This is a genomic window from Paenibacillus sp. FSL R7-0204 (assembly GCF_038002225.1).
Classification (GTDB): Bacteria; Bacillota; Bacilli; order Paenibacillales; family Paenibacillaceae; genus Paenibacillus_AQ.
The window spans coordinates 1,489,854-1,505,521 of sequence record NZ_JBBOCA010000001.1 but is presented as its reverse complement, the minus strand read 5'-3'; the positions used below and the strand labels follow the sequence as shown (position 1 = coordinate 1,505,521).

Genomic DNA, 15,668 nt, shown 5'->3' with positions numbered 1-15,668 from the left:
TGCACCATACCGTAAGGACGGGAGGGAAAGCAATGAAAGTTACTATTAAGGATATCGCCCTGGCAGCGGGTGTCGCGAAATCCACTGTATCCAAGGTCATGAACGACTCTCCCAAAATATCCGAGGAAACGAAGGCCCGGGTCCGGGACATCATCAAGCAGATGAACTATACCCCGAGCAGCATCGCCACCGGACTTGCCAGACAGAGCAGCAACACGATAGCTATCCTGATAGATATGTCCAAGGAAAGCGAGTTTCTCAATCAGTTCTTTTATAACATTATCGGCGGGGTGGAGAGCATCATTGGTCCTCTGAAATATGAGCTGACCATTGCCAATATCCAGCATGACCATGCGGAGGGGCACTTCCTGCAGAGGCTCGTGCTGAATAAGCGGGTGGACGGCATTATTGCCAACACCTCGGTGCTGACTCCTGATCTGTGCGCGGAACTGAACCGGCTTCATTTCCCATATATCTCCATCGGTGAGATCAACGATCCGGGAATCTGGGTCGATTGCGACAATGAGCTGGGCGGATTCATGCTGACCCGGCATCTGCTGGACCAGGGCTACCCGTCTGTGGCCTTCATCGGCGGTGAGAAGGATGAGCCGCTCTTTCTGCGCCGTGCAGCCGGCTATCAGCGGGCACTCGGCGAGGCGGGAATGGCTGTGGATAGCGGCTGGATCATCAATGGCCGGGCGGCCCAGGAGGATGGCTATCAGGCAGCCAAGCAGCTGCTGCAAAGTGCGAATCCCCCCGGCTCCATCGTCTGCATGAGCAACTTCTCCGCTTACGGTGTGCTTCAGGCGGCCCGGGAATTGAATATCTCCATTCCTTCACAGCTGGGCATTGCCACGTTCGATGAATATCCCTTGTCTCCCTACACTACTCCTCCGCTAACTTCACTCGATATGGATACCTTCCAGCTCGGCGCATCCGCAGGACGGCTATTGATGGATAAACTGGATAACAAAGAAGCTGCCGTGAGCGGACAACTGCTGGAGCCGGAGTTGATTCCCCGGTTATCTTCCAAGCGAAGCGGCGGGGCTGCTGCAGAATAACTAACGAAATAACAGAATAGTAGAGGGAGGAGGTACTCATCCCTATTTTCAAGGGAAACCGGTTTCCTTAAGCTGAAAATACCACGCCCCCTCCTCAATGTCAACGTATAATCATAGAAGCAGCGACAGACAGAAGAACCCTTTCCAGCACTGGAAGGGTTCTTTGCTTACCCGGACTCGCCCGAGCGGCGGATAAACCGGAGTACTTCATCCATCATAGCGGGACTCTCGCCGCTGTGGCAGACCATATGCCCGCTTTGCTCCATAATCAGCACCTGTCTGCGTTCCGAGGGAATCGTCTGCCGGAGATAGTCCGCACTTTTGAATCTCACCAGATGATCCCGCTTGCCCTGTACAATCAAGGTCGGCACCTCCAGTTGCGGATAGACCTCGAAGCTCTCACGAACCAGCCGCTGGAACTCCCGCGTGGCCTTCATGGGTGTAGAGCCCCATTTGCTGAGATAATTCCGCAGCATCTCCGGGCGGACCAGTGTGCGCAGAATCTCGGCCGGGTTGAGCGGATACACCGGGGTAGACAACAAGGTGAGCGACTGAATCCGGGAAGAATACTGAACAGACAGCTGCGATGCAATCAGCGCTCCGGTAGAGAAGCCGATCAGATGTACTTTTTCGGAGCTTGAGAATAGCTGCTTCAGTTCCTCCTCGGCGCTTAGCTGCCAATCCCCCCGGCTTGAATGGAGCAGTTCCCTTCTGCCGCCTCCATGTCCATGCAGGGTAAACATTCTGGACACATAGCCGTTAGCCTCCATATACTGTGCAAGCGGAGAAATCTCGTATTCGCCTCCGGTGAAGCCGTGTATAAACAGACAGCTCTCCATGCTTCCTCCTCCCCAATCCTCTAATTCATCCATTTATAGAAAAATAGACCTTAACCATCCTGAAGTCAAGTGGGCACGGTTCGGCCTCCTTGTAGCGACGGTAGTATTTTTGAGTGAGATAGAAGGATAATGTCTAGCGTGAAACATCTATAAAGGTGCTGAAGCGCCGGTCTGCTATCTCTCCCACCAGTTCAGGCTTAATGCAGATATAATCGTCCCGACTGCCGCGCTTGAAGAGCTTACGCTGATGCTGATGACATTGTTCGGAGGGACGATAATGCTGCCGGTAAAAGCCGGACTGAACACTCCCGGCGCAATCTGAACATTCGCCAGCACAGTGCCCCCGGAAATAGCTGCGGTGGAGGATTGGACCGTCATGCTGCTTGCGGCCGCGCTGGCCAGATTATTATTCACCGGCGTCACCGTGGACGGCGAAGATATCGTGCCTCCTTTGACAATGGTAAAGCTGCCAGAGATCGAGGTCAGCACAGAGGTGCCGCCGATACTGCCGCTGATCCGGGACAGATACAAGGTCCGCCCGCTGCCCGCAGGATTACTGATGCGCACTGAAATGACTGCCGAGAGAAGCGACAGCACGATTGTTGCCGAGTTCGAGGCATTCGCCGAGAATAATACGGCTGCCTGCGAAGCGCTGATCTCTGGCGGGGCGCTGATATCCGGTGCACGGAAGGTGTTCGTCATTTCCACATATACCGGCTGGTCATTGTCATTGATTACGTAGTTATTGGGCATGGTTCATCCTCTCCCCTTCCGCTCTAAAATTCCCACCAGCTAATATTGCCTGTTGCCGCAGTACTCCCTGACGCAATGGTTACCGATATCGTGAGCGAGTTACCAGGCGGCAGAATAATCCTGCCATCCATATTAAGGATGACCGGACCTATGGCCAGCAGCATCGACATTAATGTCGCCGGAGAACCTGTAGGCGCGGCCGTAGCGGTCCGGGCAGTACTGACGCTTGTGACCGCACTGCCGAAGTTATAGTTGACCGGGGTGACCGCCATGCCCCCCACCGTTGCATTACGCAGTAGTGTTAAGGTGACCGACGCTGTACCTGTACTTGCGATGATGCGGGAGATATACAAGGTACGTCCGCTGCCGCCCGGATTAGCTACCTGCATGACAAGCGGGGTGGAAGTACCCACCGTGGAGGCAAAAGGAATTCCAAACAATAAACCTGACATAGCGGCTCCCGCTTCAGGCAGAGTATCAATCCCGGGTGCAATATAGGTGTTAACCTGCTCGGTATACAGCGGCTGGCTATTCTGGTTAAATACAGTCTCATTCGGCATATTCTCACTCCTTCTGTCGCTCTAGCATATTTTCATAATATGCGAGGCTGTCCGGCAGGTTGTTTGGCGGCTGCGTATTTTTGCAGAGTTAACCCAGTCATTCTCTTAAAAGCTCCATATCCTAATATCACACCATTCGAATGGTCCTGCCCACCTACATGCTTCTCTCTATCAATCCGGCAGCCTATACATGCTTAAGGACCCAGACGACGGTTTGGGTCTTTTCATGAGCAGACTGACGGCAGAAATTGCCCACAGAAAGGATGACTCTATTTTGCCAAATTTCAGTTCATTTCAGGCGAACCCGGATAATTTGCGCACACTTATTTTTGGCCGGGACCCCTCGACTCTGATCGACCGGCCGCTAACCACGGATGCCAGCGGGAATCTGACCACCGTCATCTTGAACGGCACCATCTCTAGTGTACTTGGCGCAACGATCACTGCCGGTACATTAACATCTGCTGGTACAGTAACCAACATCCTCGGCGGTACCATTACTAGTGTACTTGGCGCAACGATCACTGCCGGTACATTAACATCCGCTGGTACAGTAACCAACATCCTCGGCGGTACCATTACTAGCGTGCTTGGTGCGACTATCACCGCCGGTACGTTAACCTCCGCTGGTACAGTGACTAATCTGCTAGACGGTACGATTACTAGCGTGCTTGGTGCGACTATTACTGCTGGTACATTAACCTCCGCTGGTACAGTGACTAATCTGCTAGACGGTACCATTACTAGCGTGCTTGGTGCGACTATTACTGCCGGTACATTAACATCTGCCGGTACAGTAACCAACATCCTCGGCGGTACCATTACTAGCGTGCTTGGTGCGACTATCACCGCCGGTACTCTATCATCTGCTGGTACAGTGACTAATCTGCTAGACGGTACCATTACTAGCGTGCTTGGTGCGACTATTACTGCCGGTACTCTATCATCTGCTGGTACAGTGACTAATCTGCTAGACGGTACCATTACTAGCGTGCTTGGTGCGACTATCACCGCCGGTACTCTATCATCTGCTGGTACAGTGACTAACCTGCTAGACGGTACAATTACTAGCGTACTTGGTGCGACTATCACCGCCGGTACTCTATCATCTGCTGGTACAGTAACCAACATCCTCGGCGGTACCATTACTAGCGTGCTTGGTGCGACTATTACTGCTGGTACGCTGAGTAGCGTAACCTCCATTTCCCAACGCAGCTTCGTTGAGCTGCCTACAACGGCAATTGCCACTTCGGATACCTATACGCCGCTGCCGGCCAACAATACCAGTGTCCTTGGCACCTACTCCTACTTCATTGTGAATACCGGAGCCAATCCGGTGAATACACGGGTCGAGATCAGTGCAGACGGAACCAACTATTTCGTCGATACGACCGGCGACAATCCGCTGCCAGCAGGTTCGGTAGACGTCATTGTGCCTGCCCGGTTCCTGAAATACACCCGCCTCTCCTATCAATCCGCCACGCCGGGTGCGGCTTCTACGCTTAATGTTATTTTTGATGCACAAGGAACGTAAGTATAATCTCCGTCATACGATGCAGGAGCCAAGAGTGCATGGATACCCATGTACTCTTGGCTGTGTGTTATTCCGCATCTACATAAGACGGCAGCAGCGCATATACATTCTTTTTTTTGCAGAATACACGGAGGAATTAAGTCCCGCGAAGGAGGAACGATCTTGAATCAATCTGCCAAACCTACACTAGGAGTACAGCTCATTGTCCACAATGAAGCCGAGCTGCTCCCCCGTTGTCTAGCCAGCCTGCAGGGCGCCGATGAAATCATCGTGGTCGATACCGGCTCAACAGACCAGACCGTGGAAATCGCCCGGAGGTACGGGGCAACGGTCATTGAAGCCCAGTGGAACCACCATTTCTCAGAGGCACGCAATACCGGTCTCTCCCATGCGGCCAGCAGCTGGATACTGGTCCTGGATGCGGATGAAATCCTTCAGACTTCCATAGAGTCAATCAAGGAGATTCTCAGGGGCAGCACAGCCGAAGCCTACACGGTGCGTATAGAGAACCTGCTGGGAAGCAAGCCGGAGGATCGTCTGTATCACCTTCCTGTGCGGCTGTTCCGCGGTGGGCAGGGCTATCTTTTCAGCGGACGAATTCATGAAAGTGTAGAGTCCTCTATTCTCACAAAACATGGGGCCGCCGCCATCGAGGCCAGCGCCATAGAGATTCTTCACTTCGGTTACCTGCCCCCGGTCATGAGCGCCAAGCATAAAATCAGCCGCAACGAGCATCTGCTGCGTCTTGCGCTTGCGGAAGAGCCTGACGATGTGTTCACCCTTTATAATCTGGCGGTCACCTGCTGTCAGGACGGACGGCTGAAGGAAGCCGCAGAACTTCTGCGCCAGAGTCTTACCCTCGCTCCGCTTCAGGCCTCTTACCGTCCCTCGATCATTCGCGATCTGTGCAAAATCGATCTGGCCGGCGGTCATGTAAAAGCGGTCGACAGCCTGCTAACCCGCGAACTGACACGTTATGGAGATTATCCCGACCTGCATTACATGCAGGGCCAGTCCTGGGAGAGCCAAGGATTATACGAACGCGCTGTCCAGTCTTACCAGCACGCCATAGATACCTCGTCTGCCCAGGCTCCGCGCAGAGCATACGTCACCGAACAGGGCATGGACAGCTTCCGCCCGCTGCACCGGATGGGGGCCATTTTCCAGCAGCTCGGGAAGCAAAAGGAAGCCGCGCAGCTGTACCATCGTGCGCTTCAGCAGCACTCCCTGTATCTCCCCGCTTTGGAGGGGATCGCCTCTGCTTTTCAGGAGCTGGAGGTGCCGGATGGAGAGATCGCCGCACTCTTGATACAGCTGACCGGTACAGCGCAGCGTGCTGCAAGAACCGCAATTATCGGAACATTGTATCGGCTGGATGCTTATACGGCGATTGCAGAGCTGCCGCCCGAAGTCTGCCCGCTGGAAGAGGACACCTTGCTGTTCCAGCTGTCTTCCTGGATCATTACCGGAAAATATCATACGTTCAGAAAGACCGCCTCCAAGCTGCGGGCTAACCCCACCCAGCTGTCACCCGATGGCCTAAATGCGGAGACTGTGCGGCAGCTCTGCCTGCTTGAGGCCATCTTAACCTGGGAGCTGGGCGGGAAGCTGCAGGAGGAGCTGTGGCTGCAATTATCTGCGGAGGTGCGTTCCGCAGTGCTTGAGATCGACAGGGAATTGTCTCCGGATTCCGCTGAACCGCAAGCAGAATCCACTTCCCCCGGAGACTCCCCGGTGTTGGCCGAGGTGATAAGGCTCGCTGTGAAACACCAGTTCATCGCACTGGGCAAGCGGCTGGTTGAACGGTTCCCGGCACATACACGCACTCTGGCAGAGGCGCTTTATGAGGAAGGCTGGCGTGCAGAGGCGGGGGAACTATTTATCAGCCTTGCAGACAGTAAAGACGCTTCAGGCGCAACCCTGCGGTATCTCGGAGAACTGCTCATCGATAAAGGGCATTATGCCGAGGCTGCCGGCTGGTACCGGGTTGCCCTGGGGGAAACCCCTGCGGACGATGCAGTCAGCACCGGACTGGCGCTCTGTTATCTGCATCTGGCGGAGCAGCGGCTCGCAGAAGCTGTAGAACGTCTCCAAGGAGTGGGGCAGCCGGCTCAGGGTCCGCTTCAGGAGGACAGGGCAGCAGTTGCCCAATCCATCGCGGTGCTCCGCTGCACTCCCTGGCATACGAAGTGGAATTACACCCAGCGGCAGAGAGGAGCGGATCTGAGCTTATGACCACGAAACCACAACAACCGCTGATTTCCTTGTGTATGATCGTCAAAAATGAAGCCGACAACCTTGCGCGCTGTCTCCGGAGTGTGCGCGGAACTGTGGATGAAATCATCATTGTAGACACCGGCTCCACCGACGCCACCCGCTCCATTGCCCGCAGCTTCGGTGCCCGGATTATCGATTACCCGTGGAACGGGGATTTTGCCGCCGCACGCAACGCCGGTCTGGCCCTGGCGCAGGGCACCTGGATTCTGGTGCTGGATGCAGACGAAGAGCTGGAGCCGGGGAGCCGGGAGGAGCTGCTGGTGTGCGCGAAGCATACGGAGTATGAGGCTTTTTTTGTGCGGATTCATAATCATCAGGGGACGGAGCGAGCTTCGCAGACTCTTACGGTCAACCCGATTCTCCGGATGTTCAAGAACCGCCTGAATTATCGCTTCAGCGGTATTATTCATGAGCAGATTGCGGCTGTCATTGTGCAGGAGACCCCGGATGCCGCGATGCATATGGGTACCGTCATTGTCCATCACTACGGCTATGCCGACGGGGTCGTGGAGCGGAAAGATAAAATCAGCCGTAATCTCGGTCTGCTGAAGCAGCAGCTGGAGCAGAGTCCCGGAGATGCTTTTCAGCATTTCAATCTGGCGGTTGAATATATGCGGCTTGGCGATTACGGGCAGGCGCTGGAGCATATCGGCACCTCGCTGAACCTGGCCGAGCCGGGTACCAGCTATGTTCACCTGCTCTATAAATACAAAGTCCGCTGCCTGGCGGTAACCGGTGATTACCCGGGTGCATTGGAGACTTGCGGGCAGGGAAGCACGCTTTTCCCGGATTATCCCGATCTTCACCACCTCAAGGGTACGCTGCTGCTACAGGTGTCTGCCTTAGCCGAAGCCAAGACCGCGCTGTGCCGGGCATTGAAGATTGGAGCCTCGCCTCCCCTCTACCATACGGAATCCGGGTTAGGCACCTATCTCACCCACACGCTGCTGGGGCAGGTCTGCCAGCAGATTGGCGAAGCGCATGAAGCAGCAGCCTGCTTCACCAGGGCAGCTCAGCTCCAGCCGGACCCCTGGCCGCTGATCCCCCGGCTCACGCGCCTGTTCAAATGCACGGGCCGCGAGCCGGAGCTCCACGGCTGGTTGGCCGGGCACCTGCCCGGCATCCTGACGGAGCAGCGCCAGGAGCTTATGCGCCTGCTGGTAAGGGATGGCTGTTACACAGCGGCTGCTGATATGCTTGAGGGCGGTATGGCGGCGGGAGTGATGGATGGTGCGGGAGCGTTAGGTGCGACGATCCAGAGTAAGGGAATGAATGATGCCGGACCGAAGGTGTCGCCTGCTGCTGATTTGTTGAAGCTGTTGCAGCGGGCGGAAGCAGCTTCCGCAGCTGAGCTGGGCTACGATGATATCACCATGCTGCTTAATCATCCTGCAGTTGCCCCGGCGGACCGGAACACCGTATCCGCTATGGCTGCGGCTGTGCAGCCCTGGATCATTTTAGCTGACAAAGTTCTGGCTACGCTCTTACCTTCGGCAATATATTCACCTGCGGCTGCGGCAGTGCGTCTTACTCTTCCGCTTCCCAGATCGGCCGATTAGTACATCAACAGATGATCCGAGTTACGATAGGTCTTAATTGTAATTGGTACAACTAAAACGCTGAGCGTTGCGGACACAGGATCGTTTATTTTGGAGAAAACGCATGATTCGGAAGAGTTACGGACTCCACAGCGCTTAAAGGCGGATCTGCTGTCCAAAATCATCGGTTAGAGAGACATTAGGGTCCTCTCAGTCCGCCACTCCGTAAAAAGTGCTGATTTTGGGGAAATAACGGCTCTCCAGTCCGTCAGGAGTATACCTGTTTGTGTTGCACTCCCACTTTTTCAATCAGATACTGTTAGAGAGGAGCTTACAGACCATGGATACTCCCGGAATCTCGCTCTGCATGATCGTCAGGAATGAGGCGCAGCATCTGGAGCAATGCCTGCGGTCTGTTCAGGGTATGGTCTCGGAGATCATCATCGCAGATACCGGATCAGAGGATAACAGTAGGGCTATCGCCCGCAGGTTCGGTGCCCGGGTGATCCGGTTGCCCTGGGAGCATGATTTCTCCAAAGCCCGTAATCATACCCTACAGCTGGCCTCCTATGGCTGGATTCTGGTGCTGGATGCAGATGAAGCCCTTGCTGACTGGAAGGTGGAGGCATTGGAGTTTCTGCTGGAATCGGAGCGTGCGGACGGGTATTTCCTGCCTTTTATCCATTACGTGGGGGAGGGCTCCAGGCGCGAATACGTGACAGACAATGTGTGCCGGCTGTTCCGTAATGATTCACGCATCTATTTTCGCGGGAGCATTCATGAAGAGGCGGCCTCCAGCATCTGGAGCCTCCCCGGAGGACATATCGCTTATGCCCGTCTGCCTGTCCATCACTACGGCTATCTGGATGATGAGCTTCAGCGCAAAAATAAAGCCAGCCGAAATCTGGAGCTGATCCACGCTGCTCTGCGGCTTGAACCGGACAGCGTTCCTCTGCGGTACGCACTGGGCACAGAATATTACCAGCAGGGACAATATCAGGCGGCGGCAGATCTTCTATTGCCACTATTAGAGGAAGCTCCGCCAGACTCCGGGTATACCCCTGACCTGTATCTCAAGACAGCCTTTGCGCTCCAAGCGGGCGGGCGGCCTGCGGACGCGGAGTCTGTCTATCAGGCGGGGATTGGGCTGTACGCAGATTTCACCGATTTGCTGGAGAGCTATGCGGGGCTGCTCATGGAGCAAGGGCAGGTATGGCGGGCGTACCCTCTGCTGCTGCAGGCGCTGGACAGCGGGGATACCGCGCACAAATACCCTTCCTCCTCCGGAAGCGGAGCCTACCGCACCCGCGTATCTGCTGGACGGGTCTGCGAGCGGCTCTTCCTCTACGAGGAAGCCATGGAGCATTACAGGCAGGCGACCGGCTGCTCGCCTGACGATCTTGCCGCTTGGGAGCAGCTGGCCACGCTGTGCCTGCTGTCCGGGCAAGCGGAGCAGCTGACGGTGTTCACGCGTCAGCTGCTCCCTGCCCTGCCCCGGCGAGTGCTGAGCAGGCTGGTGCCTGCCGCACTCAATGCCCGCGCCGCCCCATGGCTGGCGGCGCTTCTCGCAGCACCGCATCTGCCGGAGAATATCCGGCAGGTGCTTCAGGTGCTGCTGGGGACGCTGTTCCGGGACCCGGAACAGCCCGGGGCTGCATCCGCCGAGCTTGCGCGGATGCAGAGAGATGCGCCGGATAACCCTTGGGTATCCGGCTATCTGTGGGCCCTGTCCTGCCGCAGCGGCGGAATCGCTGCGGCAGGATGCTCCACTCGTCCCCCTCATACCGGCAGCTTGGCCGATTCGGAACACCGCGCAGACACACCGCTAAGCTTTGCAGATTATTCTTACGCAGCACAACTGCTCCTTCAGGCAGGCGCTTGGGACACATTGCTCCTGCTTGGCAGACCCTTCGGCACTATACGCTTTCTCTGGAGCAAACTTCCTCTGCCGCTGCTGCGAGGACTACTGGATGCACCTGTTTCATTTAGAATGCAATGGTGTGCGGATTACATCGAGCAATCACAACGCTATAGCCTTCCTGCTGATGCTGCGGAATGGCTGCTCTATGCAGCCATCGCCCAGTCTTGCGGGCAGGTCCCGCAGCTTACGTCTGCCGATGAACAGACACTTCGCCAATCCGGGAGCATTGCTGCAATCACTGGCCTCAGTTATTACATGCTGCTTCTTGCGGCGGAGGTTCACCCACAGGGCAACCTCCCCCCTATAGGCAGCATTCCGTGGCTGCTGCTTGTGAAGTCTGCGCTTCAGAGTGGGGATGACAGAGATAACAATGTCTGAAGCTGCGCTAGACTTCACCCCTCAACTCAATTTAAAAAAGACCTTGAGGATCGCAGTCCCAATGTCTGGAAACTTTTACCTCATACTTCAATTATTATTAGTCCATCTAGGTACGATTCTATTGAGTAGGACAGCAACCAAGCCCCCTAATCCCCCCACTCCACCAACCGGGGATGCTCATCCAGAATGGAGCGGTATTGTTCCAGGCTTCCCCATTTGCCCTCGGGGTCGAGCTCCAGGTAGCGGTCGTACTTGTTGCGCAGCGCGTCAGGCTCGAGGGCCCAGCCATAGTGCTTCACCCGCAGCTCGGCCAGGAAGCCCGGCAGCACCGCATACGATAGCGGCAGGCGGGGGACATGATGATCCATCTGCGGGGTGAAATAGTAGAAGCCGGGCAGATATCGCACCAGCGTGCGTGTATGCTTCGTATGAAGGTTCCAGAGCTCATCTTCCCGGTAATGGGTCGTGCCGCCCCAGAAATCATACATCCGGAAGGCCACCCAATCGTAGACATCCTGGTCGATCAGACGCCGTATTTCCTGCTTGGCCCGCTCTTCATAGAACTCATCGGCATCTACCGACAAAAGCCAGTCCGGCCGCGTGGATACCGCCAGATCCCAGAGCGTCTGGCGCAGCTCCCATTCCCGCCCGAAGAGGGAGTGCTCCAGCGTCACCACCTTGCTCACCTTGGCAAAAGAGCGGCACACGCGCACCGTATCATCCGTGCTGCCGTCATCCACAATGACGATCTCATCGGTAAATCCGCTCAGCTCCTGCAGTACCTGCTCCAGATACCGGCCGCTTTCATTGCGCACCTGCATCATCGCTGTCAGCCGGTTGCCGGAAGCCTTGCGCAGCGGTTCATTCCTGTGGTCAGCCACCCGCAGCCCCTCCTCTTAACTTCTGCACCGCTTCTTCCAGATCTGCCATTTCGGCAAAAAGCTGCCGGGCCCCCTGATCCGCACCCGCGCAGCGCAGGAAGCTGCGGATAGCCTCATGGCGCCTGCCGTACAGGAGATGCAGGGTCCCCTCAATCACAGACATCTGCCCGGCAATCCGTTCTGCCAGCTCATCCGCAGAAGAAGTCTCCCTTCCCGGGCTTGCTCCCTGCATATTCCCCACTTTTCCTTCCGTGCTTTCGGCGGCGCTGCTGCTTCCCGTATCCCCTGCCTTCCCCGCCAGCTCCTGATGAAGCTGCAGCGCCTTCTCCCACTGGAAGGTGGCGGTATAATTGTGCAGCAGCCGCTGCTTTGCCTCCGGCCCAGGCAACTGGCCCAATAGTTCAATGGCTGCGGCGTAGTCTTCATTCACTGTCATAAGCTCTGCACAGAGCAGCCCCTGCTGGACCTCACCCCCGTGCAGCCATAGCTTCATCTGCGTAACCCTTGCCCGCTCCTCTTCAGTAAAGGCCGTAATCTCATACTGCCGGAGTGCAAGCGCAAGATTCCCCTTTTTCGCTTCCATCGCTGAGAAGAACCGGTAATGTGAATGCAGACACTCCGTATAACCATGCAGCAGCATCAGCTCAAAAGATTGGGCCAGAAGCTGCGCAGCTGTCTCATCTCCTTGCAGATATAAATACGAAGCCGCTAAATAATACACCGAAGGCTCCCCGGGCAGCTTGGCGCACATCGAGAGATAGAAACGGGTACGGAGCCTGCGCTGGATATCCAGATACGACTCCCCGTCATCCACCGAATCAGGTGACTGCCATAATTTCGTCAGTGCCCTGTTCCAGATCGCTTCAGCATCCGAGAGAAAATACAGCCGCTCCCCCCGGCGGAGAAGTCCGTAGGACACCGGCTCATCTCCATTCAGATAGACGATTTGGCCCCGGCGCAGATTCTGCTCCAGATAGATCCGTTCCGAGGAGGTGCCGGCAAGATCAGCCAGCGCTCCAAGAGACGCACTATATTTATCCCACAGCGCAGCATCCTCCCCAGCTGGACAAGACTCCAGCAGAGCCACAGTATAAGCCGGCTGTAGAGCCAGCACATCCGGTAGCCAGTAAGGCGATGAGACCAGCAGCGTATATTCCTGGAGATTCAGTTTGTACAGTTCCGGCAGAGTCACAGACCTGACCTGGCTGCTCCGCTGCTGGACCGGGGTCATTGCTCCGGTGAAGCAGACCTCCCCGCGCTCCGGAAGGAGCTCCAGCATTCTTTTATACTCATAATCCTCCCAAGCCGTGCGGCTGAGCACAATATAGTTCATAAGCGGCCCTCCCCCGGCATGGCTTCATCAAGGCTGCCCGGTCCAGCGCCCGTTGCTGCTGTCTCTCCTGCATAATCTATAGACAACCCCGGGTCCGGCACAAGCTCCAGACTGCGGAGATGGCCCTCCCGCTTCACAATCCTCCCCGGTGTTCTTCCGCTTCGGTGTGCAATGCGTTCAAGCGGAAGAACCTGCGGAATCCCTTCGCTTGTGCGCGGCAGCCCGGATTCTGCAGCATTATCATCTGAACTGACCATCAGATCCGCCCGGCTATGCTGAAGAACCCGAACCATTCTCTCCACATAGCGGTTATCGTACGACGCGGAAGCCGATAAGTAGACTATGATCTCACTGCCGTAAAGTGCCGAAATATTCTCCAGCGCATGCAGCCAGGCCTTCTCGCCGTGAACGGTAATAACGGCATCCCGCTCATGCACCGGAAATTCCGGAAAAGACTGACTCCAGCTGTCCCTCACCCACACCCAGCGGATATTCCCGTAGCTCTGACTCTCCTGAAGCATCTGCTGCCGTTCGCGGGAATCCGCCGCCGTCCAGTTCTCTTCAAAATACACGACCGTTGTAACCAGCGCAGCGGCAACCGTATCCCGGCTAAGCGGAATGACCGGCTGCTGAGGGCAGGCCTTGAGATCACGGGGAATCTGGAGCGTACCCGCAGGGGAGGGAGTGCTGTGCAGATTCCATTTTTGCAGATAAGCCTGTTCCCCCTTCCCCCGGACTTCACTGCCGCCCCCCTTCACACTGTCCGCTTCCAGCCTATGCAGCACATGAACATACCCCGAGTCACTGCGCGCAAGCTCCGCTCCCAGCATCCGGGCCCGCAGACACCAGTCCGCGATGATCAGGCGGCGTTCGCCCAGAGAAGCATCGAATCCGCCTACCTTCAGCAGCAGCTCTGTGGCTATAAGCAGGCAGGAACCGGTTAGAACCTCCGCATCACTCCATTCCCCTTGCTGTTTCTCCTGTGTATGGGCCGTGTAAGCAGACAGCTCAGTATATCCGGCAAAATGCAGCTGCCGCTGCCCGTCTCCCCGCTCCGTGGAGGAGCAAGGAGCCACAACTAACACCGCAGGATCATCAATCGGCGGCCATAGCAGATGCCCTAGCCAGCCCGGAGCCACCATGACACAGTCCTCCAGCAGTACAGCAAAAGAGGTCTCGGCATAAGCCAAGGCCTCATTCACCCTATACTCACCCTCGCTGCAAGGCAGAAACCGCATTCCCGCTTCCCCGGAGAACTGCTCCGACAACGCTTGCAGCGGAAAATCAGCGGTCATGGCAACCGCAGTCACCCGCACCGCTGGCCCGGAATGCTGAAGCAGCAGCCGCAGGCACTCCCCCGACCACGGCGCATGCCGCAGCTCCACCACCAGCGTAATGCCTCCCTGCACCGGCAGCGGCAGCAGACCTTCCCGTTCCAGATAGCTGTACCTTGCAGCCAACCGCCCGGTACGGTCCGCTTGTGCAGCATCCCAAGCCTTCCCCGCACTCCGGTCCTCCATCGCTCCATAAGACACCCGGCATCACGCTCCATTAGTCAAACTATGCTGTCTATAATGTATGAGCGTAATCGGGCAGGTATCCCTGGTGACACTGTTTTCTGCGAACCAAGTTGCATATCTCCAGGCTGCACGCTCCTGCTCAGCTCCAAGCCGCAGACATCCTTACCAACTATCCGTCATTCTTACCGGCTTGATAACGCCTGCACCGAATTCCAGTCTGTCGATGCATAACATACGATTGCCCGGCTCACGGTCTCCGATAATTCTCCGGTGATAGACAATCAGCCACTCATCCCGCGCGGGCAGATGCAGATATCCGTGATGGCCGGGGCCTTCCGCCACCGGCTCCTGTCTCTCCAGAATCGTCCCGTGGTTCGCGAAAGGTCCCAGCGGACTTACGCTTACACCATAAGCGACCCGGTAGGTCCCATTGGTCCACCCGCCCATTGACCACATCAGATAATACAGGCCGTCCTTCTTGATCATACACGGCCCCTCCACATAACCCGGCGGAGTAATGGCCCGGATGACCTCTCCGTCCGGGAACGGAACAAACCCCGTCATCTCCTCATTCATCCGGGCCACATTGCAATGCCCCCAGCCCCCGTAATACAGATAGATCGCACCGTCATCATCCTTGAACAGATGAGCATCAATCGGCTGTGCGCCGTGAATGAATCTGCCGATCAGCGGCTGGTGGAGATACCCTCTGTAAGGGCCTTCGGGAGCATCCGCAACAGCAATCTCCAGCCCGCCGGCTTCGCCGTCCTTCTGGATATCGTTGGAGGCAAAGACCAGATAATGATGGCCGTTATGTTCTATCTGGGTCGGAGCCCATACCGCTCTCCAGATCCAGGGGAAATCCCCCATTTCGATGATTCCCTCGTGGGTCGTCCAATGAACCAGATCCCCGGAACTGAAGGCATCCAGATTCATCTGCCGGGTATATTCCGTAAAAGATCTGGTGGCATACACATAATGCCTGCCCCCATAAGTTCTGGCCTCCGGGTCTGCATACCAGCCCGGGATCACCGGGTTCGTAATTCCGCGCAAGCGAATCTCCTCCTTTGCAC

At 56.3% G+C, this 15,668-nt stretch carries 12 protein-coding genes; 5 read left to right on the top strand and 7 right to left on the bottom strand.

The window, feature by feature from the left end; all coding sequences use genetic code 11:
• Positions 1-32 precede the first annotated feature (32 nt).
• A complete protein-coding gene (locus MKX42_RS06765) occupies positions 33-1,061 on the top strand; it encodes a LacI family DNA-binding transcriptional regulator (protein WP_340751837.1) in 1,029 nt (342 codons plus the stop codon).
• 167 nt (positions 1,062-1,228) lie between these two features.
• Here MKX42_RS06765 and MKX42_RS06760 read toward each other — a convergent pair whose 3' ends face one another.
• From MKX42_RS06760 to MKX42_RS06750, 3 genes are all read right to left on the bottom strand, one after another.
• Complete coding sequence (locus MKX42_RS06760) at positions 1,229-1,900, bottom strand: alpha/beta hydrolase (protein ID WP_340751835.1); 672 nt, start codon at positions 1,898-1,900, stop codon at positions 1,229-1,231.
• Between the two features lie 174 nt (positions 1,901-2,074).
• Positions 2,075-2,653: a hypothetical protein gene (locus tag MKX42_RS06755; protein ID WP_340751834.1), complete on the bottom strand. Its 579-nt coding sequence runs from the start codon at positions 2,651-2,653 to the stop codon at positions 2,075-2,077.
• Between the two features lie 23 nt (positions 2,654-2,676).
• A complete protein-coding gene (locus MKX42_RS06750; RefSeq protein ID WP_340751833.1) occupies positions 2,677-3,213 on the bottom strand; it encodes a hypothetical protein in 537 nt (178 codons plus the stop codon).
• Between the two features lie 274 nt (positions 3,214-3,487).
• Between MKX42_RS06750 and MKX42_RS06745 the strand changes: the two genes are divergently transcribed.
• The 4 genes from MKX42_RS06745 to MKX42_RS06730 all read left to right on the top strand — a co-directional run bounded on the left by MKX42_RS06745 (position 3,488) and on the right by MKX42_RS06730 (position 10,861).
• Positions 3,488-4,747 carry a DUF6385 domain-containing protein gene (locus MKX42_RS06745; protein ID WP_340751832.1) on the top strand — a complete coding sequence of 420 codons (1,260 nt, stop codon included), beginning with the start codon at positions 3,488-3,490 and terminating at the stop codon, positions 4,745-4,747.
• 162 nt (positions 4,748-4,909) lie between these two features.
• Positions 4,910-6,982 (top strand): tetratricopeptide repeat-containing glycosyltransferase family 2 protein, encoded by a 2,073-nt coding sequence (locus tag MKX42_RS06740; RefSeq protein WP_340751831.1) that lies wholly within the window; start codon positions 4,910-4,912, stop codon positions 6,980-6,982.
• On the top strand, positions 6,979-8,583 hold the full coding sequence (locus tag MKX42_RS06735) for a tetratricopeptide repeat-containing glycosyltransferase family 2 protein (protein WP_340751830.1): 1,605 nt from the start codon (positions 6,979-6,981) through the stop codon (positions 8,581-8,583). Before MKX42_RS06740 ends, MKX42_RS06735 begins: the two co-directional genes overlap by 4 nt.
• A gap of 319 nt (positions 8,584-8,902) precedes the next feature.
• Positions 8,903-10,861 carry a glycosyltransferase family 2 protein gene (locus MKX42_RS06730; protein ID WP_340751829.1) on the top strand — a complete coding sequence of 653 codons (1,959 nt, stop codon included), beginning with the start codon at positions 8,903-8,905 and terminating at the stop codon, positions 10,859-10,861.
• A gap of 146 nt (positions 10,862-11,007) precedes the next feature.
• Here the strand turns inward: MKX42_RS06730 and MKX42_RS06725 are convergent, their stop codons facing one another.
• The 4 genes from MKX42_RS06725 to MKX42_RS06710 form a co-directional block, all read right to left on the bottom strand.
• The gene (locus tag MKX42_RS06725) at positions 11,008-11,742 is read right to left on the bottom strand and encodes a glycosyltransferase (RefSeq protein ID WP_340751828.1); all 735 of its coding nucleotides are present in this window, start codon (positions 11,740-11,742) and stop codon (positions 11,008-11,010) included.
• Positions 11,735-13,075: a hypothetical protein gene (locus MKX42_RS06720; RefSeq protein WP_340751827.1), complete on the bottom strand. Its 1,341-nt coding sequence runs from the start codon at positions 13,073-13,075 to the stop codon at positions 11,735-11,737. Before MKX42_RS06720 ends, MKX42_RS06725 begins: the two co-directional genes overlap by 8 nt.
• Positions 13,072-14,610, bottom strand: coding sequence for a glycosyltransferase family 2 protein (locus MKX42_RS06715; RefSeq protein WP_340751826.1), 1,539 nt, complete (start codon positions 14,608-14,610; stop codon positions 13,072-13,074). Before MKX42_RS06715 ends, MKX42_RS06720 begins: the two co-directional genes overlap by 4 nt.
• 147 nt (positions 14,611-14,757) lie before the next feature.
• On the bottom strand, positions 14,758-15,648 hold the full coding sequence (locus MKX42_RS06710; protein WP_340751825.1) for a glycoside hydrolase family 43 protein: 891 nt from the start codon (positions 15,646-15,648) through the stop codon (positions 14,758-14,760).
• Positions 15,649-15,668 lie beyond the last annotated feature (20 nt).